This window comes from Acinetobacter courvalinii, assembly GCF_014635545.1.
Lineage (GTDB): Bacteria > Pseudomonadota > Gammaproteobacteria > Pseudomonadales > Moraxellaceae > Acinetobacter > Acinetobacter courvalinii.
Genome location: NZ_BMDA01000004.1, coordinates 75,148 through 101,755, shown reverse-complemented (window position 1 = coordinate 101,755; position 26,608 = coordinate 75,148). Strand labels below are relative to the sequence as shown.

Below are 26,608 nucleotides of genomic sequence, written 5' to 3'. Positions count from 1 at the left end.
TTCAGGTTGAGATCAAGTCTCTTTTTATGAATGTGTCAAAAATTAGTCTTTTTGAACACTACCAAAGATTTTATCGCCTGCATCACCCAGACCAGGAACGATATAACCTTCTTCATTTAAACCTTGGTCAATCGAGGCGGTATAAATGCGAACATCCGGATGTGCCGCTTCAACTTTAGCTACACCCTCTGGCGCAGCCACCAGCACCATAACACGAATATCTTTACAGCCACTGGCTTTCAATACATCAATCGCAGCGATGAGTGAATTACCCGTCGCCAGCATTGGATCAATAATCATGGCCAGGCGATTGGCAACATCTGGTACTAACTTTTTATAGTAAGTACGAACTTCTAAAGTTGCTTCATCACGCTCTAAACCCAAAACACTCACTTTGGCACTTGGGATCAGGCTCAGTACGCCTTCCAGCATCCCAATACCCGCACGCAAGATCGGTACAATAGTGATTTTCTTCCCTGCGATACGCTGAGTTGAGACTTTCCCTGCCCACCCATCAATTTCATGCTCAACAACAGGAAGATCCTTTGTTGCTTCATAAGTCAGTAACATCGTGACTTCTTGCGCTAATTCACGAAAGTTCTTGGTACTGATGTCAGAACGACGTAGTAAACCAAGTTTATGGCGAATTAGCGGATGACGAATTTCTTGAATCGACACGAGTGAGTACCTAGGTAATGTTAATCTTTGTCTATTATAAAGCGTTTTTTTACTCGGCAATAAAAAAGCCCCCAATTTTGGAGGCTTTTTTGTACAAATCAGACGATTACTGTTGTTGAGACAACATAAAGTGCAATGGAGACAAGATCTCAGCCTTCAAAGCCAGATTAATCATCGGATCTGGGTAGACACCCATCACGAACACCAGTAATGCAGCAGCAAGCACCATCAAACCACCCACTTTAGTTCCCCAGTGTGCATCGGCATCAATACGTGGTACATCTGGTGGTGTCATATACATCACCACCATCACACGCAAGTAGTAATACAAACCGATACCACTACCTACCACGATCATGGCAGCCAGGAACCAGTGCTGAGTGGTGACCGCAGCCATCACTACAAGGAACTTACCAATAAAGCCCGCAGTTAATGGAATACCCGCTAAAGACAGCATCATTACCGTTAATGTTGCAGTCAAGATCGGACGGCGCCAGAACAAACCACGGTAGTCGGCAAGACTTTGTGCTTCATCCACGTTGTTGTACGGGCTCGACATCAATGCAACTGCACCGAACGCACCGATGGTAGTAAGTACATAGGTAATCACGTAAACCGTTACGCTACCTAGGCTTGCATAAGTCATGCTGATCAAAGCAATCAGCAAATAACCAAAGTGTGCAATTGATGAATAACCGAGGATACGCTTCAAGTTGACTTGACGTACTGCAAGTAAGTTACCCACCACAATCGACAAGACTGCAATGATGGTAATCACTGTCACAATTGACTCAATCAGGATCGCGCCCGAAGTGAGTAAGTAACGCACAAATAAACCGATCGTTGCCACTTTCGCAGCCGTAGCCAAAAAGGTAGCCATTGGCGCTGGTGCACCGGCATACACATCTGGCGTCCATTTATGGAATGGCGCAAGTGAAAGTTTGAATGCCACAGCAAAGATAATTAAGCCTAAGCCCAATAACACCATTGGTTGTTTGATAGCAGTAAACAATGCCTGAACAGAGTCATAGAATGACAATGAACCGGTATAAGCATAGATATAAGCCATACCCATCAACAACATTGCAGACGCAGTCGCTGAAAGTACCAGGTATTTAATCCCCGCTTCCAAAGACTGGCTACGTTGATAGGTATATGCCAACATGCCGTACACAGGAATCGACATCAACTCCAGGCTGATGAAGAATGCTGCATAGTGCGAACTTGCCACCAATAACATTGCACCGGCCACTGAAGATAGCAGCAAGATGTAAAGTTCTTCGCGGTTTTCCTTATAGGTCTCGATATACGCATGAGACAAAGTACAGCACGCCAAGGCAGCAATCAGAATCAGGAATTGATAGAGCATGGTAAATGGATCAACCATAAACATGCCCATCACGTTGACTGGGGCAAAGTGCCCAGTAAACATGGTGTATGCAATAAAGATTGCAGCAAGGTTTAAACCGACAACCGAAGTGGTCGCAATGAGGTTGTGATTACGTTTAATCGCAGTCAACAACATCACGACGATTGCGGTCAGTGCCACAATCATCACGGGAGCTAAAGGCATCAGCTCAGAAAAAGAAATTGTGAAGTTCATGGTTTATTGCATCTCCACATGTTCAAGTTGAGTTGCAGCCTGTTGAACAGTTTCAACAACTTCTTGTACTGGCATATAACTATTTACTAACCACTGCATACTTGAATGTGACATATCCAGGAATGTTTGTGGGTAAATACCTAACCAAACCAGACCGATCACACAGATCATCAAAATGCTAACTTCACGCACTGATAAATCTTTCAGAGGAGTTTTGTAATGTTGCTTTTGCTCTGGGTTTGGCTCACCAAACAATGCTTTGTGAATCAGGATCAGACCGTAAAGACCAGCAAATACCAAACTCACTGCTGCAATGATGGTGAAAGCTGGATAAGCTTTGAATGAACCCATCAAGATCAGGAACTCACCAATAAAGTTACCTAGACCTGGTACACCAACCAATGCTGCTACAAAGAACATCAGGAAGAATGGCAAGTATTGCAGCTGACCACGCAGACCGCCCATTAAGCGTAAATCACGTGTGTGTAAACGCTCATACACCTGACCAGACATAATGAACAACGCAGCAGATGACAAGCCATGTGCCAACATCATGATCATGAGGCCCTGGAATGTCAGGATATTACCTGCGTAGATTGCAAGTAAGATGAAACCCATGTGCGAAATAGACGTATACGCAAGTAAGCGCTTCATATCGGTTTGCTGGTAAGCAAGGAATGCACCGTAGAAAATACCAATCAAGCCCAGAATAATGGCGATATCAGCGAATTGTGCTGACGCTGCCGGGAAGAATGGAATAACGAAACGAAGCAAACCGTAGGCAGCTGTCTTAATCAAGATACCCGCTAAATCCACAGAACCTGCTGTTGGTGCTTGCGCATGCGCATCAGGCAACCAGCCGTGTAATGGGAATACCGGTAATTTTACCGCAAAGCCGATGAAGAAACACAGCATGAATGCATAAGCAACTTCAGGTGGTAAGTGGTTCGCAACCGCCAAGAGGTAGTTGTAATCGAAACCGATCATGCCTGTCATCATATAGCCATAGACCACGAGGCCCAAGATACCGATCAACATGATCAAACCAGCGATTTGGGTATAGAGGAAGAATTTGGTTGCAGCGTAAACACGTGAACGACCATTCGAACCTTTATGACCCCATAACGCGATCAGGAAGTAGATTGGTACCAGCATCATCTCCCAGAAGAAGAAGAACAGGAACAAGTCAATCGCCAGGAATACACCGATGACCCCACCTAAACTCCAAAGCAAGTTTAAATGGAAGAAACCAACATTCTTCTGAATCTCACCCCATGAACAGCCAACTGCAAGTACACCGAGTAATGCGGTTAACAACACCATAAGAAGAGATAAACCATCCACCGCCAAGTGAATGCTAATACCTAAAGTCTGAATCCATGGAAGATGGAATTCAGCTGCCCAAGTCGGGACTTTACCGCCCAACTCGTAGCTATATGTACCACTTTGCCAAAGTGCAATGCCCAAACCAAAAGTAATGAGCATACCAATTAAGGCAATCCAGCGCGGTAAGTGCTGGTCGAATTTATCAACCAACCAGCAAATAAAACCAGCAATGAAAGGAACTAAAATCAGTGCGGGTAAAATTAAATTGTTTTCCATTTTATTTCCCCACAACCTGAATCACGATCAAGATCATCAATAACACCACTACACCGAGTGACATGCTTGATGCGTATTCACGTAATGAACCTGTTTGACGCGAACTTGTAAAGCTATTACCGCCCTTCACAATAGCAGGGAGCACTAACCATAAACCGTCAACCGGATCACGACCTAAAATTTTCGCAATCAATAAATAAGGTTTTACAAAGACGATGTCATACAAGGCATCGAAACCGAATGCAGTACGGCAGATATGTGCTAAACCTGAACCTAAAGAACTTTGAGCAAATGATTTAACTGCACCATACGCAAAGGCAAACAAGAAGATACCCACAGCCAGACCCACAAGTGCAACACCACTTGCTAAGTGTTCGGCATGAGAAACAGCAGCTTCTAAGCTTTCAGGAATCACAAAACTTGGAATATTTGCAGTCGTTAATAACTTGGCAACTGGTGCTTGTAGAAAGTAACCAATCCCTGTTGACAATGCAGCAAGAATCGCAAGCGGACCCCAGTAAGTGACACCATGAATGGCATGTGCATGGGTTTTCTCTTCGCCGAAGAACACCACCCAGATTAAGCGGAAGGTATAGATCGACGTTAAGAATGCGCCCGCAACACCTACCCAGTACAAGGTATTGTAAAGCGGAAGGTTGGCAATGGTCGATTGAGCATATACCGCGCCCAAGATCGCATCTTTAGAGAAGAAGCCCACGGTTACGATTGGAAGTGCTGCCAATGCGCCACCACCGATCACGAAACACCAGAATACGAATGGGATCTTGTGACGCAAGCCACCCATTTTGAAAATGTTCTGTTCGTGATGACATGCAAGAATCACTGCACCTGAAGAAAGGAACAATAATGCTTTAAAGAAGGCGTGAGCCAGCATGTGGAATAAACCTGCCTGGTACGCTTCAGCACCCACCGCCATAAACATATAACCGAGCTGACTCATGGTTGAGTAAGCCAGAATACGTTTGATATCGGTTTGAACCAATGCGGCAAAACCAGCCACAAGCAAAGTCACTGCACCCGTAATCGAGATGAACTGCATTACTTCTGGTGCCATTTCCATCACAGAGAACATACGGCAGCATAAGTACACACCCGCTGTTACCATGGTCGCAGCGTGGATCAATGCAGATACGGGTGTAGGACCCGCCATCGCATCGGCTAACCAGGTTTGTAATGGGATTTGCGCAGATTTACCTGCTGCACCCAAGAACAACATCAATGCGGTCCAGATCGACAATGATGAGCTTTGCGTCATCACGGTCGCTGCATTTTCAACAATGTACTGTGTATTCAAAGTACCAAACTGTTGATAAAGCAAGAACAATGCAATCAGTAAGAAAACGTCACCCACACGTGTTACGGTGAATGCCTTGATTGCTGCCCAGCCATTTGCAGGATTTGAGTAGTAGAAACCAATCAACAGGTATGAACACAGACCTACGCCTTCCCAACCCAGGAATAATAACGCCAGGTTATCACCGAGTACCAACAACAACATGCTGGCAACGAACAGGTTGAAATAAGAGAAGAAACGCGCATAACCTTCTTCACCACGCATATACCATGATGCGAAGATGTGAATCAGGAAACCAACACCTGTGATCATGCCGGTCATCAATAATGACAAGCCGTCTAAATGTAAGCTAATGCCTGGCTCAAAACCGCCAACACTGAACCAGGTCCATAAATGCTGAACAAAAACGGTTTGATCGCTGCTGGTAAATGCAAGACCGGCAATTAAAGCAAATAACGCAGATAAACCAACTGAACCGACACCAATAATAGCAGCGACATTTTCAGAAAGTTTGTCACGCCCTGCCGCTAAAAGGATAAAACCAATGAGCGGGAATAAAACGGTTAAATATAATGTACTCATCCGCGCATCTCACTAGCAGCATCCACATCCAGATGATGGAAGCGATGATAAAACTGAAGGACGATCGCAAGACCGATACATGCCTCTGCTGCAGCAAGGGTCAGAATCAGGATGAACATGACTTGTCCATCTGGCTGTGCCCAAACACTACCTGCCAAAACGAATGCCAACGCAGCAGCATTCATCATGATTTCAAGGCTCATTAGCATAAATAATAGGTTGCGTCGCACCATCACACCGTAAAAACCCAGTGCAAAAAGGATGGTTGCAACGATCAAACCATGTTCTAAAGGGATGTGTCCCATTATTCTTTATCCTCTTCTGCACCTGGTTCACGTTTGCCTAAGTGGAATGCTGCAACCAGTGCTGCAAGCAATAACATCGCGGCAACTTCTACCAATAATAGATAGTGAGTAAATAGGGCTTGACCGACTGCTTTCGGGCCAACAACTTCTGTACCCATTGGCGCAGAAATTGTGGTGTATTCACCGCCTAACATCCATACCAGAATCAAACCTAACAAGAAGCTCATCAGTGCAGGATAGGCCCAGGCATCTGAGGTCAACCATTTGCTTTCCTGTTCAATCGTATCCTGGCCAAGATTCAGCATCATGACAACGAAGACGAACAAGACCATGATGGCACCTGCATACACGATGATCTCAAGCGCACCAGCAAACGGCGCGCCTACGATCATGAAAATGCCTGCAACAGCAAGAAGAGAAACGATCAAACTTAATAATGCATGCACAGGATTGGTGTTGGTCACAACACGTACTGTCGAAACAATGGCCACGAGTGCCATCAAATAAAATGGCCACATCATGGTAATAAGCTCCGTACATCAACTGGTGCACTTTCTTTTTGTGCCTGACCTTTGTCTTTACCGCTCACAGCCATACCGGTAACACGGTAGAAGTTGTAGTCAGGATATTTACCCGGTCCAGAGATGAGTAAGTTTTCTTTCTCATAGACCAAGTCTTGACGTACATATTCACCGAGTTCGAAATCTGGTGTCATCTGAATGGCAGTCGTTGGGCATGCTTCTTCACACATACCGCAGAAAATGCAGCGTGAGAAGTTAATACGGAAAAATTCCGGATACCAACGTCCATCTTCTTTTTCCGCTTTCTGCAATGAAATACAGCCAACTGGGCAAGCAACCGCACAAAGGTTACATGCCACACAACGCTCTTCACCATCCGGGTCACGTGTTAACACGATACGACCACGATAGCGTGGAGGTGCAATTTGTTCACCTGGTACTTCTGGATACAAGATCGTGTCACGTTTACGCGTTACATGGCTGAACACCATCCATAACGAACGTACAATCGATCCGAAGCCAGCTAGAATTTTATACATTTTGTACTCCCTGCTGTCCTAGGCCTGATTCATCAGAATCACAGCACCAGTCACTAACAAGTTGACCAACGCCAATGGCAAACAAACTTTCCAACCAAAGTTCATCACTTGGTCATAACGCGGACGCATTAACGAACCACGTGCCAAGACAAACATCATTACAAAGAATGCTGTTTTGATAATGAACCAGAATAATGGTGGAACAAATGGAATTTCCAGGTTAAATGGTGCAAGCCATCCGCCGAAGAATAAAGTTACGATCAAGGCAGAGATCAAGACCACGTTGACATATTCTGCAACGAAGAACATCCCCCACTTCATCCCACCGTATTCTACGTGGTAACCTTCGGCCAATTCTTGCTCAGCTTCCGGTTGGTCAAATGGATGACGGTGCGTAACCGCAACACCCGCAACCACAAAGATCAGGAAGCCTAAGAATTGCGGAATGATGAACCACATATCACGTTGTGCTTCAACAATCTCACGCATGTTGAATGAGCCTGCAATCGCAACCACACCCATCAACGAGATACCCAAGAACACTTCATAAGAAATGGTTTGAGCAGCAGAACGCAGACCACCGAGTAATGAGTATTTGTTGTTAGACGCCCAACCACCAAATAGCACTGCATAAACTGCGATACCCGCCATTGCCATAAAGAACAATAGGCCGATACTCATATCCGCAACGCCCAGTGTAGGACTTACTGGAATCACCATGAACGAAAGTACCGCAGTTGCCATTGCAACTGCTGGTGCTAAACGGAAAGTCAGCTTATCAGCAAACTTTGGTGTCCAGTCTTCTTTGAACATGATCTTGAGCATGTCGGCAACGATCTGGAACATACCACCCGGACCAACACGGTTTGGACCGTAACGGTCTTGCCATAATGCCAAAAGACGACGCTCAATAAATGACATTAACGCAGCAACCAAAACCACCACCAGCAAGATCACAATGGCTTGAATCACTGAATAAGCGATTGGCCAGTTCTCAGCCCAAAGTGGCGTTTGACGTATAATTTCTTGATTCATGAATTACACTCCTACCGCCACAGACACTGGCTCTGCCAATGAAACTGTTGGTGCCAGACCAATTGGATAACCGATATAACCTGTTGGTAAATATTCAATCACTTGTACAGGTAAGCTGATGCTGGTCTCGCCCGCTTGCACGGTAATACGTTGACCATCCTGAACATTTAAACGGGTCGCATCTTGCTCACCCACCGCAAACATCGCTTCAGGAATACGAGATTCCATCGCAGGTGTTTTAATGGTGAATTCGCCAGAACCAAAAATATGGTGCATTGGTAGAAGACGGAAGCTTTCAGGATTCACAACAACTGCTGACGGCGCCACATAGCTACGTGCAGGACGTTTTGCCAAACGATCGAATAAACGAACACCTGAATCACCACCTTTTAAGTGACCGCCCACTTCATCCTGGTATTTGTTCCAGGCTTGTGGTGAGTTCCAGCCCGCAGACCATGCGAATGGGACCAGTGACGATGCGGTCTGATTCCCCACATAACCTTCCATCGAGAAAGTTAATGCCGAATCAGGATCAGTCGGTTGTTTCGGTTCGTGAACCGATAACGGCGCACGCATTGCAGTACGGCCAGAGTAACGACGTGGTTCACGCGCAATCTTCAAACCGTGAATACGATAGCCTGCATCCGGTGCAACATCTTGAATTGCTTCAAGCACAGGAACATTTTTCACAATGTCATCAATCACATCATCAAGGAGTGTCCAGTCTACCGCTTTGCCTTTAAGACCCGTCTCAATGGCATGTAACCAGCGCCAAGATTCTTTGATCGCATATTCAGGCTTGTAGTAGCTTGGGTCATACACTTGATAGAAACGTTGTGCACGGCCTTCTTGACTCACGACAGTACCATCACCCTCTGCAAAGCTTGCTGCTGAAAGTACGATATCTGCAAGTTTCAAAGTTTCAGTTTCGCTATGATCGAGTACGATCACAGTTTCAGCCTTGTCAAATGCAGCTTTCACTTGCGCTACAGGTAAACGACGAGTCAAGTCATTTTCAATGACAACGACAGCATCATAATCTTGTGCAAATGCTTGCTCCAAGCTTAATCCGCCAAATAGTGCCAAGCCCATTGAGTTCACTTCAGGAACGGTCAATGACAAGCCTGCATGTTCACCAAGGTTTTGTGCAACTTGAGCTGCAGCCTCCATGATGGCAGGATCTTGTAAGCTGGTACCCGAGATAATCAATGGCTTTTTCGCTGCTTTCAAGGTATCCGCAATGGTTTGCGCAAATGCTTTGGCATCATCCGCCAAACCAGAAAGCGTTTCACCTTTAACCGCCGCAGCTACCGCGAAACCTAAACGTGCGATATCATTTGGAGACGCAACCACTTCACCTGTTGCCACATCCGCTAAACGGGTTTGCGTTGCAGCAAGGATATAGATTGGTGATTTTGCATCTTGACCGATACGTTGAACAGGTTCAGCTAACCAGTCTGGGGTACGTGTTGCAGCAGCCATTTCTTTGGCTTTGTTTTTCGCAGCTTGACGAACCGATAAAGCCATACGTGGCGCAGTTTGAGTTAAGTCTTCACCCAGGATCAACACGGCATCATAGCTTTCAATTTCACGCATGTTCGGGTTATAGATGCCCTGTGTTTGCATGATTGATGCTGCTAACTCCACCAGATTCTGGTCTTTTTGCGACATACCGGTTGAATAGTTGTCTTGGCCAACCAGTTCGCGAAGTGCGTAGTTTGATTCCAGGCTTGCGCGTGGTGAACCAATACCTAACACTTTCTTGCCTTGCAATTGGGCAATCACCTGATCCAGTGCCTGATCCACACTCACAGTTGCAACCGTTTCAGCATTGCGGAATTGCGGTTGACGTGGACGGTCTGCACGGTTCACATAGCCTGTACCAAAACGGCCTTTGTCACAAAGGAAGTATTGGTTGACTGAACCGTTGAAACGGTTTTCAACACGACGGATTTCGCCATAACGCTCACCCGGAGAGATGTTACAACCTGAAGAACAGCCATGACATACGCTTGGCGCATACTGCATATCCCATTTACGGTTGTAGCGTGCTGAATGCGTCTTATCCGTGAATACACCTGTTGGACATACTTCAGTCAGGTTACCCGAGAATTCGGATTCTAAAGTGCCTGATTCTGGACGACCGAAATACACACGTGAAGCATTGGCATAAACACCAAAGTCAGTACCGCCAGCATAATCTTTGTAGTAACGCACACAACGGTAGCAAGCGATACAACGGTTCATCTCATGCGCAATAAACGAACCTAACTCTTGGTTATAGTGAGTACGTTTGGTAAAGCGATAGCGACGACGATCGTGCTGAGTCATCACCGTCATATCTTGTAAATGACAATGACCACCTTCTTCACAGACTGGGCAGTCGTGTGGGTGGTTCGTCATCAAGAATTCAACGATCGACGCACGGAAATCCGTTGCTTCTTTGTCTTCAATCGAGATATAGGTATTGTCGGCAGCAGGTGTCATACATGACATCACCAAGCGTCCACGTGTGTCCTCAGGATTTGCATACTGAGTCACCGCACATTGACGACATGAACCAACAGAACCTAAGGATGGGTGCCAACAAAAATACGGGATGTCGATGCCAAGGCTGAGACATGCTTGTAGCAAGTTTTCTGAGCCGTTAACTTCATACGATTTTCCATCGACATGAATTGTAGCCATAGTCGAATTCCTTAAGCTTGTTCTACGTCTAGAGCTGGAGCATGGGTTTTAACCTTTGCTTCAAACTCGCTACGGAAATATTTAAGTGCGCCCATAAGCGGCTCCATCGCACCTGGTGCGTGAGCACAGAAAGTTTTACCGATCCACAATTTACGCGTCAGTTCTTGTAAATGGTCGATATCTTCTTTCTTACCTTCGCCTGTTTCCAGTGCTTTAAGCGCTTTCACTGCCCAAGGTAAACCATCACGGCATGGTGTACAGAAACCACATGATTCACGCGCAAAGAATTCTTCTAAATTACGTGTCGCAGAAACCATACATTGAGTTTCATCAACCACCATCAACAGACAGGTACCTAAACGTGAACCTGCTTTCATGATGCTTTCAGAATCCATTGGTAGATCAATGTGTTCAGCGGCCAGGAAGTCCGTTGATGCACCACCCGGCAACCAGGCTTTCAAGGTCAAACCGTCACGCATACCGCCCGCATGTTCTTCAATCACTTCACGCGCAGTGGTACCGAATGGCAGTTCCCAGAGACCCGGGAATTTGACTTTACCTGATGCACCATAAATCTTGGTGCCTGGATCTTTCGACTTACCTGCTGAAAGGTTGATATACCACTCAGGACCACGCAACATGATGGCTGGCAAGTTATTGTAGGTTTCAACGTTGTTGACAATCGTTGGACGGCCCCATGCACCTGCAACTTGCGGGAATGGTGGCTTGGTACGCGGATTGGCACGACGGCCTTCAAGCGAGTTAATCAATGCAGTTTCTTCACCGCAAATATAACGGCCTGCACCGGTATGAACGTGTAGATCAAAGTTCCAGCCCGTTCCGAGGATGTTTTCGCCTAGGTAACCTTTAGCACGGATTTGCTCTAATGCTTCATTTAAGTATTGAGCTGCTTCGATATATTCGCCACGGATGAAGATATAACCTTGAGTTGCCTCTAGGGTATAACCTGCAATCAGCATCCCTTCGATCAATTGATGTGGAAGTTTTTCCATCAACAAACGGTCTTTAAAGGTACCCGGCTCCATTTCATCGGCATTACAGATCAAATAGCGAGGACCACCATCATTTGGCGCCATCAATGACCATTTGATCCCTGCCGGGAAACCTGCACCACCACGACCTTTTACTGTCGCAGCTTTAATCACTTCAAGTACATCTTTTGGTGGCATGCCGAGTGCTTTTTTAAAGCCGGCATAGCCTTCTAGTGTTTCGTACTCGTCAGCATTACGTACTGCATCCTGTTTGCTCAAACGCCAGGTCAGCGGATGAGTTTCTGGATTACCGTCGCCATAAATTGGTTTTGGTTCAGTATTCATACATACTTCTCCAATAACTGTTTAACTGATGACACTTCCACTAAACCGTGAGTATCTTCATCAATCATTAAGGTTGGCCCTTTGTCGCAGTTGCCTAGACAGCAAATCGGGAGCAAGGTAAAACGACCATCTGCTGTGGTCTGTCCATACTGGATACCCAACTCGCGCTGGAACGCTTCTGCCAAAGTTTCCGCACCCATCAAGAAGCATGCAATCGAGTCACACAATAAAATCACGTGACGACCCACAGGTTGACGGTAGATACGGTTATAGAACGTTGCTACGCCTTCCAGATCCGCCACACTCATGCTGAGCAATTGTGCAATCGCATTCATTTGTGCGTCATCTACCCAGCCATTACGGCGCTGTACACACTTCAACGCATCCAGAGAGGCTGCACGTGGGTATGGATAGTGACCAATGTGATGTTCAATCTCATGGATTTCGTCCGCAGTCAAAATCCCTTCAACATTCACACGTGGTTTTTTATCAGTCAAAATCATCATAATCGTTTACCCCTAGCGATCCACGTCAGCCATAACCACGTCAATGGTCGCCAAATAAATGATCAAGTCAGACACCAGACTGCCGTTAATCACCGATGGCATTTGCTGTAAATGCGTGAACGTTGGCGTACGAATACGCGTACGATAACTCATGGTTGACTTGTCAGAAGTGAGGTAATAGGTACTCGCACCCTTCACCACTTCAGTCATGAATGAAGACTCGCCTGCTGGCATTACAGGACCCCAAGATACGCTTAGGAAGTGCGTAATCAAGGTTTCAATATCTTGTAATGTCTTGTCTTTTGGTGGTGGAACAGCCAATGGGTGATCCGCTTTATATGGACCAGATGGCATGTTATCCAAGCACTGTTGAATAATTTTCAATGATTCAGTGATTTCACGGAAGTGAACCAGGACACGTGCGTATGCATCGCCTTCATATTCCACTGGAATATCAAAGTCGAAGTTTTCATAACCACTGTATGGACGATATTTACGAACGTCAAAATCAATACCTGTCGCACGTAAACCTGTACCGGTCACACCCCAAGCCAACGCAGATTTAGCATCGTATTGCGCAACGTTACGCGTACGACCAATAAATACCGAGTTTTTAAGTGCAGCCGTGTAGTACTCGTTCAAACGCTTCGGCATCCAATCCAGCAAATCTTTCACCAGTTTTTGCCAGTTGTTTGGAAGGTCGTGTGCTGTACCACCGATACGGAACCATGCTGGATGCATACGGTAACCGGTAATCGCTTCAACGATGTCATAGACTTTTTGACGGTCTGCGAACATATAGAATACTGGTGTCATACCACCGGCATCCTGAATCGCGGTACCACAGAACAACAAGTGGTTATTGATACGGAATAATTCGTTCAACAACACACGAATGACTTGTGCACGTTCAGGGACTTTAATTCCTGCCATTTGCTCAACTGCCATCACGTATGGCATGTTTTGCGCACAACCACCGAGGTAGTCAACACGATCGGTATACGGAATGAATGAATGCCAGGTTTGACGTTCAGCCATCTTTTCCACCCCACGGTGGTGATAACCGATATCCGGCACACAGTCTTTGACTTCTTCACCGTCTAGCTGTAACACCACACGGAACGCACCATGCGCAGATGGATGGTTAGGACCCAAGTTCAGGAACATGAAGTCTTCGTCATCATTACCGCGTTTTAGACCCCAGTCTTCAGGGACAAAGCGTAAGTGTTCTTGTTCGAAATCCTGCTTTGCCTGGTCTTGCATATACGGCGTATATTCTGTCGCACGGGCAGAATATTCTTTACGTAACGGATGACCTTCCCAATAGGTTGGCAACAAGATACGACGAAGCATTGGATGCCCGGCGAAATCGATACCAAACATATCGTAAGCTTCACGCTCGTACCAGTTGGCGTTTGGCCAGATATTGGTTGCGGTTGGAATGCTTAAATCATTTTCATTCAACGCAACTTTGATACGGATGTCACTGTTACGCTCAAGCGATAACAAATGATAGAACACAGTAAAGTCAGATGCTGGCAAACCATCACGGTGAACACGTAAACGCTCATCTACCGCAGACAAGTCAAACAGCATGACATAAGGACGTTCCACTTTACGGAGGAACATGAGGACTTCTTGCACGCGTGCGCGCTCAACCCAGACTGTTGGAAACTCTTCAAAAGTCGCCTGCACGTAAAAGTTCTCACCAAATTTGGTTTTGAGCTCTTCTACGATTGCAAATGCTGGGCGTGAATCAACTGGCGTTGATTCTGGCATAGCAATGTCAGTTTCAGCCATTGGCTTGGCTTCCTATTTAATACAAATTCTGGAAATTTTTCCGATGACCATACCCATCACGGGACATGTCAAAAACTCATCGTTAAAATTATTTAATTTCATCCATAGAGCGTAAGTTTTTCACCGCAATACGTTCAGCATTTTTACGGTCACGTTCTGGCATCATCTTTGGCTTATACACAGGCTGAAGATCATCACCAATAACCGCTGAAAGTGGACGGCGCTCTAGTTGAATTTGGTCTTGAAGTAACATCAATGCTTGGATCAATGCTTCTGGACGAGGCGGACAACCTGGGATGTACACATCAACAGGAATAATTTTGTCTACACCCTGAACCACGGAATAGATGTCGTACATACCACCTGAGTTAGCACAAGCACCCATTGAAATGACCCATTTAGGCTCAAGCATCTGTTCATACAAACGTTGAATGACAGGTGCCATTTTGACAAAGCAGGTTCCTGCAACAATCATCAAGTCTGCCTGACGCGGTGAAGCACGAATTACTTCGGCACCAAAGCGTGACAAGTCATGAACGCCTGTTAATGTAGTTGCATATTCAACGTAGCAGCATGAAGTACCAAAGTTAAATGGCCACAAAGAGTTTTTACGCCCCCAGTTCACTGCGGTATGCAACACATCTTCTAGACGCGTCATCATCACACTTTTATTCACTTCTTCCTCAAGTGGATCAGTGACGATTTGACGATCTTGTAATGGATATTGATCGGCATCCGGATTCGCACGGGTTAAAGTATATTTCATCCCGACTTACTCCTGTTCAGATGTTGAGGTAGTCGGTGTTTTAGATTTAACACGACCAGAAGACTGTGCTGGAATATGACCAGTAGGATCGACAACCAACTCTTCAATGTTATTGAATCGGGTAATGTCAGCAATGTTCATATTTGGCGAACCGATATGGGTTTTGACACCAGCAGCTTTACGGCGATCAGAAGGTGCCCAGTTCAGTGCACCGGTTGAAAGTTCGTAAATCAAACCAATTAATAAAACCAGAATAAATACGGCAGCCGTTGCAAAACCCACCCAACCCACTTCACGAACTGAAGTTGACCAAGCGTAAAGATAGAGGGCTTCCAGATCGAAGACCACAAAGAAAATTGCAACTAAATAGAACTTGGCAGACAAGCGGATACGAGCACCGCCCGCACCAACTACACCTGACTCAAACTGCTCTTGCTTCGCACGTCCCCATGCTTTACCCCCTAGGAGTAAGGGAACAGTGAGCATAAAAACGCAAAGAAATGTAACGCCGATCACGAAGGCAATAATTGCCCAATCGTATGGAGTAATGGCACTCATGCGGGGATAACTCCTGGCAGGCCTATTTTTAACAAAGAATGTATGTATTGGCCTTCAAATACACCAAACACAAAATTAATCCCGCCAATTGTACCTGATTTCTAATTTCTCATGCTAGTTGAAGCGCTTTAGTCTTTCGGATGATTTTGTCCATAAAGTTACGGATATAGACGGGATCATGCTTAATTCACCCCTAGAAATCGAATTATCTAATCAAACACCCTATATTGATCATTTTTTTCTTTATCAACGCATCAAAGACATTCTGCATTTCTGCTCAATGCACAAAAATATGGCAACATGAACCCTATGATTGCATTGCTACAAATCTGTGTTGAAAATTTAACCGCAGGTTGTATATATCCTGCGACGGATTATTTTTATCTGGTCAGAAAGCAGTATTTTAATGAATCATAATTCCAACCGGCAGATCAGACGATTGATCCAGCCAGATAACAATATCGAAACCGGGTTGCCATTTCGACATAATATGTTGCAATTCAGCTAAATACTTTAATTATCTTTATACACAGCTCTAGCAATAGATCGTTATTCTAATAGAAGCAAAGAAGGAGAAAAACATGCATCTAGAATACACACACGACTCGGATTATTTCTTTTTTTCACAACTACTAATGCGTCATATAGAAAGTTATGTTCGAAAACATCCAGATGCTGATAACGCGATTTTTGATTTAAGAGACATCTACCAGGTTTTTAGAGAGGACTTTGCCGCCACCACCACCAATTTAGACAGTATTCTCAATATTGCCGACAGCTATAAAGTCGAAACCTTAAATGGAGATCAGGCACTGATTCAGGGCTATAAAATCGACATCAAGAATAATTCACTCCTGATTGATTTCAATGCCGACGCATTACAGGCGCTTCGCTCAGGCAAATCCTTGATCGAACCCGACCCTTCGGTACATGAATAAATACAGGTAGATGGATCAGTACTGTTCTGATCAATTGAGCCAAGGCAGTTAACGCCTTGGCTTTTTTATCGGGCTAAAACAAAAAAGGAATGGTACTTGCCATTCCTTTTTTAATTATTTCTTCAAGCCTTGCTTATAACGTTTTGCCGGCCAGGTCATGATAAACCGTGCACCGCCCAGATTTGGACTCTGATCCACCTGAATCGTGCCACCAAACCAGTACGCAATACGACTGACAATCGACAAGCCTAGGCCATAACCACCCGAAGCACGGGTACGGCTATCATCCAGACGCGCAAAGGCTTCAAAGATACGTGCACGTTCTTGCTCAGGAATCCCCGGCCCATCATCTTCAACACAGACATAGGCATTACCATCGGCACGGATACCGCCACTAATGCGCACCTTATGATCACAGTAGCGTACCGCATTTCCAACCAGATTCTGCACCACACGGTGTAGATAACGACGCTCTGCATCAACCTGCAACGCCAATGGCGGTGCAATCAGCTCGATTTCCTTTTGCGTCTTCAACGCTTCGGTTTCCATTGCCACCTGATCCAAAACTTCAACCAGTACAATTTCTTCGAAATCCAGAGAAGGAGTGCCCTGCTCCAGTTTGGCATAAGTCATGATTTCATCGATCAGGGTATTGAGTGCTTCAATATCCTTATCAATCATGTCGACTTGCTGGATACGGTAATTATAGTCATCTTCCTCTGCCAGCATTTCCATACCAAAACGAATCCGCGCGACAGGGGTTCTGAGCTCATGTGATACCGCACGCATCAACTCACGCTGCGCCTCAATCAGACGTTGAATATGGTCTGACATGTTGTTATAACTGGAAGCCAGATTGGCCATTTCATCGCTTCCCTCAATCGGGACACGCAATGACAAATCACCTGACTTCATCTTGTTCAAGGCATGGCGCACCTGACGGATTTTACGTTCCAGCGGCAGAATCAGACCATAAACGCCCAGACTCAGTAAGAACAGGCTGAACAAGGTAATACCTGCGGAAAGCTGGAATGGCATCCAGTTAAACATCGGTACCGGACCTAGAATCAATACTTGCGCAGGGTGATTAGGCATTGGAGACACAATTGAAATGGTGGTGCCACGAACGGTTGCACTGTCTTTATACAGCAGGATGCTTTGATCCTGACGTAAACGACCAATTTGCTCCGAATCCAGATTGATATCTTTAATATCGGCAATTTCAATCGGGTAATAGAAATGTTTTTTGATCCGCTCTAGATATTCGCGTTCCTGCCCCGGATAGAAAATCAGATAATCCAGCACAAAGATCGGCAGCGCTTTCATCTGGCGTTCGCCAATTTTATCGACTTTGATATACAGGAAGTGTTTAGGATCGTCTTTCAGACCGATAATGATATAGCCAATGCCGTTATTGGCATCGTAACGAACTACTGACTTCTGCTCGGCAATGCGTTTTTTCTCGGTACGCGATAACTCGACCCGCTCCGCATCCACATAGTAGATCGGCAATTCCAGCAAATCAGAAGCATCGGAAATCCAGTCGAGTTTCTGCTGTTTTTCTGGCTGGCGAGATACCCCCTCACTAATGACATAGGAAATGCCATCGGTCAGAGATTCACGATATTCCTGTGCCCGTTGGTAGTTGATAATCTGGACCAGCAAATAACAAAATGCGGCAACCACAACCACCAAAACCACCAAGCCAGCATAAATACGCAAGAATATGCTGTTTTTCAGTACTCGACTTACCATAAGCTAAATAATTCCAAGCTCATTAAAACCCCGCTTGAGCAGCCTGCTACGCAAGTCCTTAGCAGAAACAAGTCCTTAGCAGAAAGGAAAGAATCCCCCTTAAAGAAGGAGGATTCCAGGGATTTAGATCCCGTTGGTTTCTTTAACGAATAAATAACCTTTACTACGTACTGTTTTAATACGTTTTGGATTTTCTGGGTCATCACCGATTTTTGGACGGATACGCGAGATACGCACATCGATCGAACGGTCTTGACCGTCATACTCAATACCGCGTAAACGCTCGAAGATATCTTCACGAGACAAGATACGGCCTGCATTTGAAGCAAGTAACCATAACAAGTCATATTCAGCGCTGGTGAAATCAACCAGATCACCATTTAAAGTCACTGAACGACCACCGTTATCAATCACAAGATCATCAAACTCGATACGTTGTGCGACTTCATCTTCAACCGTTTTATCGGTACGACGTAATAAGGCACGAATACGCGCTAACAGGACGCGTGGCTGAACAGGCTTGGCAACATAGTCATCTGCACCCATTTCCAGACCCAGTACCTGATCCATATCTTCGGTACGTGCAGTTAACATCAAGATCGGTTGATGATAATGCGGACGTACTTCACGACAAACGGTTAAGCCATCTGCACCAGGTAACATCACATCGAGAACCACTAAATCTGGCTGCTCGCTGATAATACGACGAATGGCACGATTACCATCAGTTTCAACACCAACTTCTAAACCGTTACGAATCAAATACTCTTGTGTTAAACGTGCTAAACGCTCGTCATCTTCAACAATCAAAATCTTCGGTAACTTTTCTTCTTGGCTCATTTGTTGCCCCTAAAATCTGAGTGAATCTGTCTATGAAATCTGACAGATACATTGGTTTATGAATTGCAATATACACACGTTTACATTGTAAACAAGTAGCCGTTCACCAAACTGATACACGCTTACCCTGTTTTGTTATCTTTTTATTAAAATTATGAATTTTAATATATTTTTCAGAATTGTAAGCGTTTTTTCTTCAGGATGGATGTTTAGTATAGATTTTGTGCCAATCTTAAACAATTTGTTTCTTTCTTCGCCTATAACAATTTAAGTGTCTGTTTTTTGACTTATCCACAGAGTTATCTATAAGCCTTTTTTAATGGCTTTGTTATGCTATGTCCCTGTGAATTCAGCAGTTAAGACATGAAAAAAAAATTAGTAAAATGTCAAGGATTGATCTAGTACTAAAAATCCCGTATCTTGTGTTGAAAATAAACTTTAACCACTAAGTATTGTGTTTATCCCTCAAACATCGTGGCATGCTTTTTGCTCGATTCAAACGGTCAATGAACATAAAAATAGATGATAATGGAGCTATGCTGACATGAGCATCATCACTTCTACTCCTGGCCAACTTCAGGTCATTAAGCGCACCGGTGAGATTGCGCCATTTAATGCCGAGAAAATTTCTGTTGCGATTGGGAAAGCATTTCTGGCTGTTGAAGGTCAACAAGGTACCGACTCTAGTCGTATCCATGACCGCATCACCCAATTGACAGAAATGGTTATGAACACATTTAACCGTCGTTTACCTTCGGGTGGCACGATTCATATCGAAGAAATTCAGGATCAGGTTGAACTGGCCCTGATGCGTACTGGCGAGCAAAAAGTTGCCCGTGCCTATGTGATCTATCGTGACCAACGCGCAAGTGCCCGTCAGCAAACTGGTGCGAACCATCACCCTACCCTTCAGATTACTGATAACAATGGCCAGCTCCAGCCATTGGATCTTGATGCGTTGACTGCAACCATCCAGACGGCAAGTGAAGGCCTAGAAGGGATCGATGTTCAGGCGATCGTGGATGAGACCGTAAAGAATCTCTATAACGGCGTAAAAGAAAGCGACATCGCCACCACGATGATGATGGCGACTCGTACCCGTATCGAACAAGAGCCAAACTATACTTATGTGACTGCACGTTTATTATCAAATGAATTGGTAAGCACAGGTCTTGAATTCTTAGGTCTACCTTCAGATACACCAGAAGGCAATGCTTTAGAAACCTTCCTCAAGAAAGGTATTGAGCTTGATCTGCTTTCTGCTGACCTGCTTGACTTTGACCTTGAAAAATTGGCCGCAGCGATCAAGCCTGAGCGCTCAAACCAGTTTACCTATTTAGGTCTGCAAACCTTATTTGACCGTTACTTCATTCACTCGAATGGCGTACGTTTCGAATTACCACAATTATTCTTTATGCGTGTATCAATGGGTCTTGCACTCAACGAAGAACATAAAGAAGACCGCGCAATCGAATTCTATGACTTGCTGTCTAGCTTCGATTACATGGCGTCTACACCGACCCTGTTTAACTCAGGGACATTACGTCCACAGTTATCAAGCTGTTACTTAACCACCATCGGCGATGACCTATATGACATTTATGGTGCAATGCGTGACAACGCCATGCTATCAAAATGGGCAGGCGGTTTAGGTAATGACTGGACTCCTGTACGTGCCTTGAACTCTTATATCAAAGGCACCAACGGTAAATCTCAAGGTGTTGTGCCATTCCTTAAAGTTGCGAATGATACAGCGGTTGCGGTTAATCAGGGTGGTAAGCGTAAAGGTGCAGTCTGTGCGTACCTCGAAACCTGGCACTTGGATGTTGAAGAATTCCTGGAGCTACGTAAAAACACCGGTGATGACCGTCGTCGTACCCATGACATGAACACTGCAAACTGGGTTCCTGACCTGTTCATGCAACGTGTATTTGAAGATGCGGAATGGACCCTGTTCACCCCTTCTGAAACACCAGACCTGCATGACTTGACCGGTGCTGAATTTGCTGAGCGTTATGCACACTACGAAGCAGTCGCAAAAGAACAAAACATGCTACACAAGAAAGTACGTGCCAAAGATTTATGGCGCAAAATGCTTTCGATGTTGTTCGAAACAGGTCATCCGTGGATCACGTTCAAAGATGTATGTAACTTGCGTTCACCACAGCAACACGTGGGCGTGGTGCATTCATCGAACTTGTGTACAGAAATCACCTTAAACACCAACCAAGATGAAATCGCGGTATGTAACCTCGGTTCGATCAACCTTGTACAACACGTTCAAGGTGGTGTGTTAGACCGTGAGAAGCTTGCACGTACCATCAAAACAGCAGTACGTATGCTCGATAACGTCATCGACATTAACTACTACGCGGTACCACAAGCGAAAAACTCAAACATGAAACACCGCCCAGTGGGTATGGGGATCATGGGCTTCCAAGATGCATTGTATGAAATGAATCTTGCTTACGGTTCTGACGCAGCAGTTGATTTTGCTGACGAATCAATGGAAGTAATCAGCTACTACGCAATTCAAACGTCAAGCGATCTTGCAATCGAACGTGGTGCTTACTCAACATTCAAAGGTTCATTGTGGGATCAAGGCATCCTGCCAATCGACTCTTTAGAAATCGTTGCCAAATCACGTCCAGAACGCATGTTCGAAGTGGATCGTACCCAACGTTTAGACTGGGACACATTACGTGCCAAAGTTCAAAAAGACGGTATGCGTAACTCGAATGTGATGGCGATTGCACCGACTGCAACCATTTCAAACATTTGTGGCGTATCTCAATCAATTGAGCCGACTTTCCAGAACTTGTATGTGAAGTCGAACCTGTCTGGTGAATTCACCGTGATCAACCCTTACCTGGTTCGTGCATTAAAAGAGCGCGGTCTTTGGGATAGCGTGATGGTGAATGACCTGAAACACTTTGAAGGTTCGGTGCAGAAGATTGCGCGTATTCCTGAGGAATTAAAAGCCATCTTCGCAACTGCATTCGAAGTGGATACCCGCTGGATCGTTGATGCTGCTTCACGTCGTCAAAAATGGATCGACCAAGCACAGTCATTGAACTTGTACATTGCTGGCGCGAACGGTAAGAAACTTGACATCACCTATAAGATGGCATGGTTACGTGGTCTTAAAACCACTTATTACCTCCGAGCTTTAGGTGCAACCTCTGCCGAGAAATCAACCATCAATACCGGTGCACTCAATGCAGTAAAACCGGCATCGGTTGAAGCTCCGGTTGTTGCAGCAGCACCTGCGGCGGTTGCAGAGAAAAAACCAGAAACTCCAGTTGAAGAAGATGGTTTTACGACAGCAGCACCAGTGCCAATGGCTTGTTCGATCGACAACCCAGACTGTGAAGCTTGTCAGTAATTAAATCCGCATACGCCCTTCTCACTTTGGAAGGGCCTTGCAAGATTTAAATCTATAGAGGCATAGATCATGTTCCATCTCAGTCATAATTATCAATTTGGTGTGATAGTGCTGATTTGTGCCTTTCTAGTGTTTTATATCCCCCTCGTTTACGCGTTTTTTAAAATACGTAGACAACAGCGTAATCAAAATAAGTCTTAGGGATTGCGAGTGCCGACTGGTCACTTTTAAAAAATCAATCAATAAAACTTAATTTTGCTTACACAAATTGAGTGTATAGTAAGGACATCTTCTTGATTGAGATGTCTTCATAAAAGATATAAAGCAACGAAGAGAGAATTGATATGTCTATCCTTAGTTGGGACGATTTTGAAGATGATTCGCAAAAACCGACTGCACCTGAACACAAGTCTGCGCCCATCGACACGCAAAAAACGGTTAATACGCAAGTGGTATCTGATTCAGAGCAATCATCGCCGCGCGTGGCAGCTGCACAACCCGCTGGAACCAGTACCGTGCGATCAACAGATTCAGCCGATTCGCTGGCTCGAGCATCTGCAGCCCTAGAACACCTAGACGTTGCCCCTGGCCTGGAAGAACTTGAAATGGGCGCTCAGCGCGTTCAGGTTGATGATAAAGCCATGATCAACTGTCGTGCAGACTTGAACCAGCTTGTTCCATTCAAATACGAGTGGGCTTGGCAGAAATACCTTGACGGGTGTGCAAACCACTGGATGCCGCAAGAAGTCAACATGAACCATGACATCGCGCTCTGGAAGTCTGAAAATGGCTTAACCGAAGATGAGCGTACCATCATCATGCGTTCTTTAGGTTTCTTCTCGACTGCAGACTCATTGGTTGCAAACAACCTGGTATTGGCGATTTACCGTCACATTACCAACCCTGAATGCCGCCAGTACATCTTGCGTCAGGCATTTGAAGAAGCGATTCATACTCATGCTTACCAGTACTGTATCGAATCTTTGGGCATGGACGAAGGCGAAGTCTTCAACATGTACCGCGAGATTCCAAGTGTTGCGCGTAAAGCATCTTGGGGCTTGAAGTATACGCAATCTTTAAGTGATCCGACGTTCAACACTGGTACACCTGAAAACGATCAACGTTTACTTCGTAACCTGATCGCATTTTACTGTGTACTTGAAGGGATCTTCTTCTACTGTGGCTTTACTCAAATCTTGAGTATGGGTCGTCGTAACAAGATGAATGGTGTTGCCGAGCAATTCCAGTACATCTTGCGTGATGAGTCTATGCACCTGAACTTCGGTATCGACATGATCAACCAGATCAAGATCGAGAACCCGCACTTGTGGACGGCCGAGTTCCAGGAAGAAGTGATTCAAATGATTCTTGAAGGCACCATGCTTGAGATCGAATATGCGCGTGACACCATGCCACGTGGTGTATTGGGTATGAACGCAAGCATGATGGAAGAGTACTTGAAGTTCATCTGTAACCGTCGTTTAGCGCAGCTTGGTTTACCAGAGCAGTTTGCCGGTGTAACCAACCCGTTTGGCTGGATGTCTGAGATGATGGACTTGCGTAAAGAGAAGAACTTCTTTGAAACGCGTGTAACGGATTACCAAACTGGTGGTGCGTTAAGCTGGTAAGTTGAATTAACGTTGAACGACACATCAGTTGTCATAAACGACACAACACCTGTCATGGAACGACATGACAGGTGTCATAAAAAATAAAAATTAACATTTATTACAAAACTCGGAAAAACATGGAAAAAACATCAGATCAGAATATTTTGCAAAAAACATTTATTGCAATGATTTTTGCTTTTGTAATTTCTTTTCATGCACAAACTATTTCTGAGTTCTTAACCGTAATAACAGATAATTGGACTGTTTTTCCAATTTCATCAGCTGTCACAATCGATTTCTTAGCTGTTGCTATGCAAATACTACTTGCATTACTAATGATCTCAATTAGTTGGATAATGTGGTCAAAATCACAAGCTAAAGCTCATATTAATGATATAGAACAGATCTTTACTATTAAATTCATTACATTTATTTTAGAGATTGTATTAGTTACTCTTTATTACAGCCTTGCCAAGTCGCTTGAAGTCGACTTTTCTGAATATAATAAGACAAAAAATGTATCTGACTACATCACTAAAGTCTCAGCTTTACCAGAAACTTCTCTCATGATTATGATCTTCGGGATCTTTTTAACATGGGATTTAATTACAGATATCTTTAAAAGTCCAAGTAATTTTGTTTCTTCAGATACCTTTGATAAGTTTTCAGACTTTGTTTGTGGCTTTATTGTCTATTGCTCTGTATCAGCAATATGTTTAATAGCCTCTATCATAATCTTTTTTGTTATCCCACCAAACCCAACAACCTTAACAACAATATATGCCGATTTGGCCTTAATCTTTATTTTATTCTTCTTTTATCAAGCAAAAGCGTACGAATATTATGGTCTTAATACATTTCATTGGCAAGCGACTAGAAAAAATACAAAAAGAAAACATCCACCCACCACATGGGAAAGACGTAGAGTTATACTCTTAATTATCCTATACCTAGCTTTTGCAGTAATGATAAAATGTACCCATTAATAATTGGCTTAGTTGGCCATATACGTTCTGGAAAATCTTCTGTAGCTCAATATATACATGAAAAATATAAATATTCTATTGCTTCAAATTCAGACCTACTTCGAGAAATAGCTAAAAATCTTGATATGGAGCCCAATCGAGATAACCTTAAAAAGTTAGGTGATTCCATATTCTCCGTACTGGGAAATGATACCCTAGCCAGGTTCCGATTAAGTCAGCCTCAGAACTACCCAATAATTGTTGATGGTATTCGTTACAAAGAGGAGATTCAACTATACAGACGTGAACCAACTTTCAAGTTAATTGGTGTAAAAGCACCAGAATATACAAGATATGAAAGATTAAATACGTTAGCAAACCAAGGGAAAGACTCTTTTCTATCAGAAGATGAGTTCCATACCCTTAAAAATGCACGAAGCGAAGTACAAGTAGATGAATTATTAAAACTTACAGATACAATAATAAATAATAATAAAACTAGAGATGATCTCTTTTTTACAATCGACCAATTAATGGAAGAATGGAGAAACTCTTCAAGTTGACTCTAACTTAATTAAAGAAAAGAGTATTTCTTTATTCGTAATAATAATTGCGGGGTTCTTCGATGCCAGCAAATAATAATGATCTCTGCAAGTATTATTAGGATCTTCAAAAAACTCTATGTAGAATCCTGCTTTCATGAAGTCTGTTTCTAAAATCTTTCTGGCATCATTTGTACGATTATAAACATTAGCCAAGAATATTCCATCTTCTTTAATATGCTTAAAAATCTGACTAATTTGATGCTCATAAAATCGAAAGTGAAGTACAAATAAAGCTATAACGACATCAAAAAAAGAAGTAGAAGGAAGATCCGTTTTTGCATCAAAATGAAATGAAATATCTTCATAAGTATCAGCATCAGATGTCATATAAATAATTTCATTTTCTTTCGCTTCATTTTCTGTAAGAATTGGGTTTGTTCCCGCGCCTACCTCCAAAATACTTTTCGATTTATGCATTAATAAAAATTTATTAAATAAGTTTTTAATATCTTTATTAGCGCCCTCAAAACATCTTTTTTCACTCACACGAGCCTGGCAAAGTTTTGACACCTGCTCTAATTCAAGTTCATCGGCTGGCACTTCAATATAGAAAAAATCCATGAGGCGGATATATTTTTTACCCTCTATCTCAATGGATGGATCTCCCTTTTCCTTAACTTGAAATACTCCCTCACAAATTTTTTGATGTGCCATTTTAAATAATTACCCCAACTC

General features: G+C 44.1%; 23 protein-coding genes. 6 read left to right on the top strand and 17 right to left on the bottom strand.

The genetic code is table 11. The features are described from left to right. Positions 1–42: 42 nt before the first annotated feature. The 14 genes from upp to IEV39_RS14360 all read right to left on the bottom strand — a co-directional run bounded on the left by upp (position 43) and on the right by IEV39_RS14360 (position 15,835). Positions 43–678 carry a uracil phosphoribosyltransferase gene (upp, locus tag IEV39_RS14425; RefSeq protein ID WP_004770784.1) on the bottom strand — a complete coding sequence of 212 codons (636 nt, stop codon included), beginning with the start codon at positions 676–678 and terminating at the stop codon, positions 43–45. 106 nt (positions 679–784) lie between these two features. Then, positions 785–2,281 carry an NADH-quinone oxidoreductase subunit NuoN gene (nuoN, locus tag IEV39_RS14420; RefSeq protein WP_005228929.1) on the bottom strand — a complete coding sequence of 499 codons (1,497 nt, stop codon included), beginning with the start codon at positions 2,279–2,281 and terminating at the stop codon, positions 785–787. Positions 2,282–2,284: 3 nt separating this feature from the next. Then, entirely contained in the window at positions 2,285–3,883 is a 1,599-nt protein-coding gene (gene nuoM / locus IEV39_RS14415) for an NADH-quinone oxidoreductase subunit M (RefSeq protein ID WP_005228928.1), read from the bottom strand. A 1-nt stretch (position 3,884) separates the two neighbouring features. Next, entirely contained in the window at positions 3,885–5,780 is a 1,896-nt protein-coding gene (nuoL, locus tag IEV39_RS14410; protein ID WP_005283664.1) for an NADH-quinone oxidoreductase subunit L, read from the bottom strand. Further along, a complete protein-coding gene (gene nuoK, locus IEV39_RS14405) occupies positions 5,777–6,085 on the bottom strand; it encodes an NADH-quinone oxidoreductase subunit NuoK (protein ID WP_004770776.1) in 309 nt (102 codons plus the stop codon). The genes nuoL and nuoK overlap by 4 nt, the downstream gene beginning before the upstream one ends. Next, entirely contained in the window at positions 6,085–6,603 is a 519-nt protein-coding gene (gene nuoJ, locus IEV39_RS14400) for an NADH-quinone oxidoreductase subunit J (protein WP_171062196.1), read from the bottom strand. The genes nuoK and nuoJ overlap by 1 nt, the downstream gene beginning before the upstream one ends. Beyond that, positions 6,603–7,145 carry an NADH-quinone oxidoreductase subunit NuoI gene (gene nuoI / locus IEV39_RS14395; protein WP_005228926.1) on the bottom strand — a complete coding sequence of 181 codons (543 nt, stop codon included), beginning with the start codon at positions 7,143–7,145 and terminating at the stop codon, positions 6,603–6,605. Before nuoI ends, nuoJ begins: the two co-directional genes overlap by 1 nt. An 18-nt stretch (positions 7,146–7,163) precedes the next feature. Beyond that, positions 7,164–8,180, bottom strand: coding sequence for an NADH-quinone oxidoreductase subunit NuoH (gene nuoH / locus IEV39_RS14390; RefSeq protein WP_004770773.1), 1,017 nt, complete (start codon positions 8,178–8,180; stop codon positions 7,164–7,166). A gap of 3 nt (positions 8,181–8,183) precedes the next feature. Further along, positions 8,184–10,868 (bottom strand): NADH-quinone oxidoreductase subunit NuoG, encoded by a 2,685-nt coding sequence (gene nuoG, locus IEV39_RS14385; protein ID WP_005283660.1) that lies wholly within the window; start codon positions 10,866–10,868, stop codon positions 8,184–8,186. A gap of 11 nt (positions 10,869–10,879) precedes the next feature. Next, positions 10,880–12,205 carry an NADH-quinone oxidoreductase subunit NuoF gene (gene nuoF, locus IEV39_RS14380; RefSeq protein WP_005283655.1) on the bottom strand — a complete coding sequence of 442 codons (1,326 nt, stop codon included), beginning with the start codon at positions 12,203–12,205 and terminating at the stop codon, positions 10,880–10,882. After that, positions 12,202–12,711 (bottom strand): NADH-quinone oxidoreductase subunit NuoE, encoded by a 510-nt coding sequence (nuoE, locus tag IEV39_RS14375; RefSeq protein ID WP_005283652.1) that lies wholly within the window; start codon positions 12,709–12,711, stop codon positions 12,202–12,204. Before nuoE ends, nuoF begins: the two co-directional genes overlap by 4 nt. Before the next feature lie 12 nt (positions 12,712–12,723). Continuing rightward, positions 12,724–14,511, bottom strand: coding sequence for an NADH-quinone oxidoreductase subunit C/D (nuoC, locus tag IEV39_RS14370; RefSeq protein WP_005228923.1), 1,788 nt, complete (start codon positions 14,509–14,511; stop codon positions 12,724–12,726). Between the two features lie 88 nt (positions 14,512–14,599). Next, the gene (locus IEV39_RS14365) at positions 14,600–15,277 is read right to left on the bottom strand and encodes a NuoB/complex I 20 kDa subunit family protein (RefSeq protein ID WP_004638049.1); all 678 of its coding nucleotides are present in this window, start codon (positions 15,275–15,277) and stop codon (positions 14,600–14,602) included. A 6-nt stretch (positions 15,278–15,283) separates the two neighbouring features. After that, positions 15,284–15,835, bottom strand: a complete 552-nt coding sequence (locus IEV39_RS14360; RefSeq protein ID WP_005228915.1) for an NADH-quinone oxidoreductase subunit A — start codon at positions 15,833–15,835, stop codon at positions 15,284–15,286. Positions 15,836–16,416: 581 nt separating this feature from the next. Here IEV39_RS14360 and IEV39_RS14355 point away from each other — a divergent pair. Continuing rightward, positions 16,417–16,773, top strand: a complete 357-nt coding sequence (locus IEV39_RS14355) for a hypothetical protein (RefSeq protein ID WP_005228913.1) — start codon at positions 16,417–16,419, stop codon at positions 16,771–16,773. A gap of 114 nt (positions 16,774–16,887) precedes the next feature. On the opposite strand, the gene bfmS is transcribed toward IEV39_RS14355, so the two are convergent. Together bfmS and bfmR are read right to left on the bottom strand one after the other, a co-directional pair. After that, entirely contained in the window at positions 16,888–18,528 is a 1,641-nt protein-coding gene (gene bfmS, locus IEV39_RS14350; RefSeq protein ID WP_005228911.1) for a sensor histidine kinase BfmS, read from the bottom strand. A gap of 123 nt (positions 18,529–18,651) precedes the next feature. Further along, positions 18,652–19,368: a response regulator transcription factor BfmR gene (bfmR, locus tag IEV39_RS14345; RefSeq protein ID WP_004770762.1), complete on the bottom strand. Its 717-nt coding sequence runs from the start codon at positions 19,366–19,368 to the stop codon at positions 18,652–18,654. Between the two features lie 544 nt (positions 19,369–19,912). Here bfmR and IEV39_RS14340 point away from each other — a divergent pair. From IEV39_RS14340 to IEV39_RS14320, 5 genes are all read left to right on the top strand, one after another. Next, positions 19,913–22,753, top strand: a complete 2,841-nt coding sequence (locus IEV39_RS14340; protein ID WP_005283648.1) for a ribonucleoside-diphosphate reductase subunit alpha — start codon at positions 19,913–19,915, stop codon at positions 22,751–22,753. A gap of 69 nt (positions 22,754–22,822) precedes the next feature. Then, on the top strand, positions 22,823–22,954 hold the full coding sequence (locus tag IEV39_RS14335) for a hypothetical protein (RefSeq protein WP_004655460.1): 132 nt from the start codon (positions 22,823–22,825) through the stop codon (positions 22,952–22,954). 143 nt (positions 22,955–23,097) lie between these two features. Then, a complete protein-coding gene (locus tag IEV39_RS14330) occupies positions 23,098–24,381 on the top strand; it encodes a ribonucleotide-diphosphate reductase subunit beta (RefSeq protein WP_005283645.1) in 1,284 nt (427 codons plus the stop codon). A gap of 119 nt (positions 24,382–24,500) precedes the next feature. Next, a complete protein-coding gene (locus tag IEV39_RS14325; RefSeq protein ID WP_005283642.1) occupies positions 24,501–25,349 on the top strand; it encodes a hypothetical protein in 849 nt (282 codons plus the stop codon). Next, entirely contained in the window at positions 25,337–25,891 is a 555-nt protein-coding gene (locus IEV39_RS14320) for an AAA family ATPase (RefSeq protein ID WP_005283639.1), read from the top strand. The genes IEV39_RS14325 and IEV39_RS14320 overlap by 13 nt, the downstream gene beginning before the upstream one ends. Here IEV39_RS14320 and IEV39_RS14315 read toward each other — a convergent pair. After that, positions 25,883–26,587, bottom strand: a complete 705-nt coding sequence (locus IEV39_RS14315) for a class I SAM-dependent methyltransferase (protein ID WP_005283638.1) — start codon at positions 26,585–26,587, stop codon at positions 25,883–25,885. The genes IEV39_RS14320 and IEV39_RS14315 overlap by 9 nt on opposite strands. Positions 26,588–26,608: the final 21 nt, after the last annotated feature.

Coding starts and splice junctions, on each gene's coding strand:
- nuoN (WP_005228929.1), bottom strand. CDS start 2,281: ATGAACTTCACAATTTCTTTTTCTGAGCTGATGCCTTTAGCTCCCGTG.
- nuoM (WP_005228928.1), bottom strand. CDS start 3,883: ATGGAAAACAATTTAATTTTACCCGCACTGATTTTAGTTCCTTTCATT.
- nuoL (WP_005283664.1), bottom strand. CDS start 5,780: ATGAGTACATTATATTTAACCGTTTTATTCCCGCTCATTGGTTTTATC.
- nuoK (WP_004770776.1), bottom strand. CDS start 6,085: ATGGGACACATCCCTTTAGAACATGGTTTGATCGTTGCAACCATCCTT.
- nuoJ (WP_171062196.1), bottom strand. CDS start 6,603: ATGTGGCCATTTTATTTGATGGCACTCGTGGCCATTGTTTCGACAGTA.
- nuoI (WP_005228926.1), bottom strand. CDS start 7,145: ATGTATAAAATTCTAGCTGGCTTCGGATCGATTGTACGTTCGTTATGG.
- nuoH (WP_004770773.1), bottom strand. CDS start 8,180: ATGAATCAAGAAATTATACGTCAAACGCCACTTTGGGCTGAGAACTGG.
- nuoG (WP_005283660.1), bottom strand. CDS start 10,868: ATGGCTACAATTCATGTCGATGGAAAATCGTATGAAGTTAACGGCTCA.
- nuoF (WP_005283655.1), bottom strand. CDS start 12,205: ATGAATACTGAACCAAAACCAATTTATGGCGACGGTAATCCAGAAACT.
- nuoE (WP_005283652.1), bottom strand. CDS start 12,711: ATGATGATTTTGACTGATAAAAAACCACGTGTGAATGTTGAAGGGATT.
- nuoC (WP_005228923.1), bottom strand. CDS start 14,511: ATGGCTGAAACTGACATTGCTATGCCAGAATCAACGCCAGTTGATTCA.
- IEV39_RS14365 (WP_004638049.1), bottom strand. CDS start 15,277: ATGAAATATACTTTAACCCGTGCGAATCCGGATGCCGATCAATATCCA.
- IEV39_RS14360 (WP_005228915.1), bottom strand. CDS start 15,835: ATGAGTGCCATTACTCCATACGATTGGGCAATTATTGCCTTCGTGATC.
- IEV39_RS14355 (WP_005228913.1), top strand. CDS start 16,417: ATGCATCTAGAATACACACACGACTCGGATTATTTCTTTTTTTCACAA.
- bfmS (WP_005228911.1), bottom strand. CDS start 18,528: ATGGTAAGTCGAGTACTGAAAAACAGCATATTCTTGCGTATTTATGCT.
- bfmR (WP_004770762.1), bottom strand. CDS start 19,368: ATGAGCCAAGAAGAAAAGTTACCGAAGATTTTGATTGTTGAAGATGAC.
- IEV39_RS14340 (WP_005283648.1), top strand. CDS start 19,913: ATGAGCATCATCACTTCTACTCCTGGCCAACTTCAGGTCATTAAGCGC.
- IEV39_RS14335 (WP_004655460.1), top strand. CDS start 22,823: ATGTTCCATCTCAGTCATAATTATCAATTTGGTGTGATAGTGCTGATT.
- IEV39_RS14330 (WP_005283645.1), top strand. CDS start 23,098: ATGTCTATCCTTAGTTGGGACGATTTTGAAGATGATTCGCAAAAACCG.
- IEV39_RS14325 (WP_005283642.1), top strand. CDS start 24,501: ATGGAAAAAACATCAGATCAGAATATTTTGCAAAAAACATTTATTGCA.
- IEV39_RS14320 (WP_005283639.1), top strand. CDS start 25,337: ATGTACCCATTAATAATTGGCTTAGTTGGCCATATACGTTCTGGAAAA.
- IEV39_RS14315 (WP_005283638.1), bottom strand. CDS start 26,587: ATGGCACATCAAAAAATTTGTGAGGGAGTATTTCAAGTTAAGGAAAAG.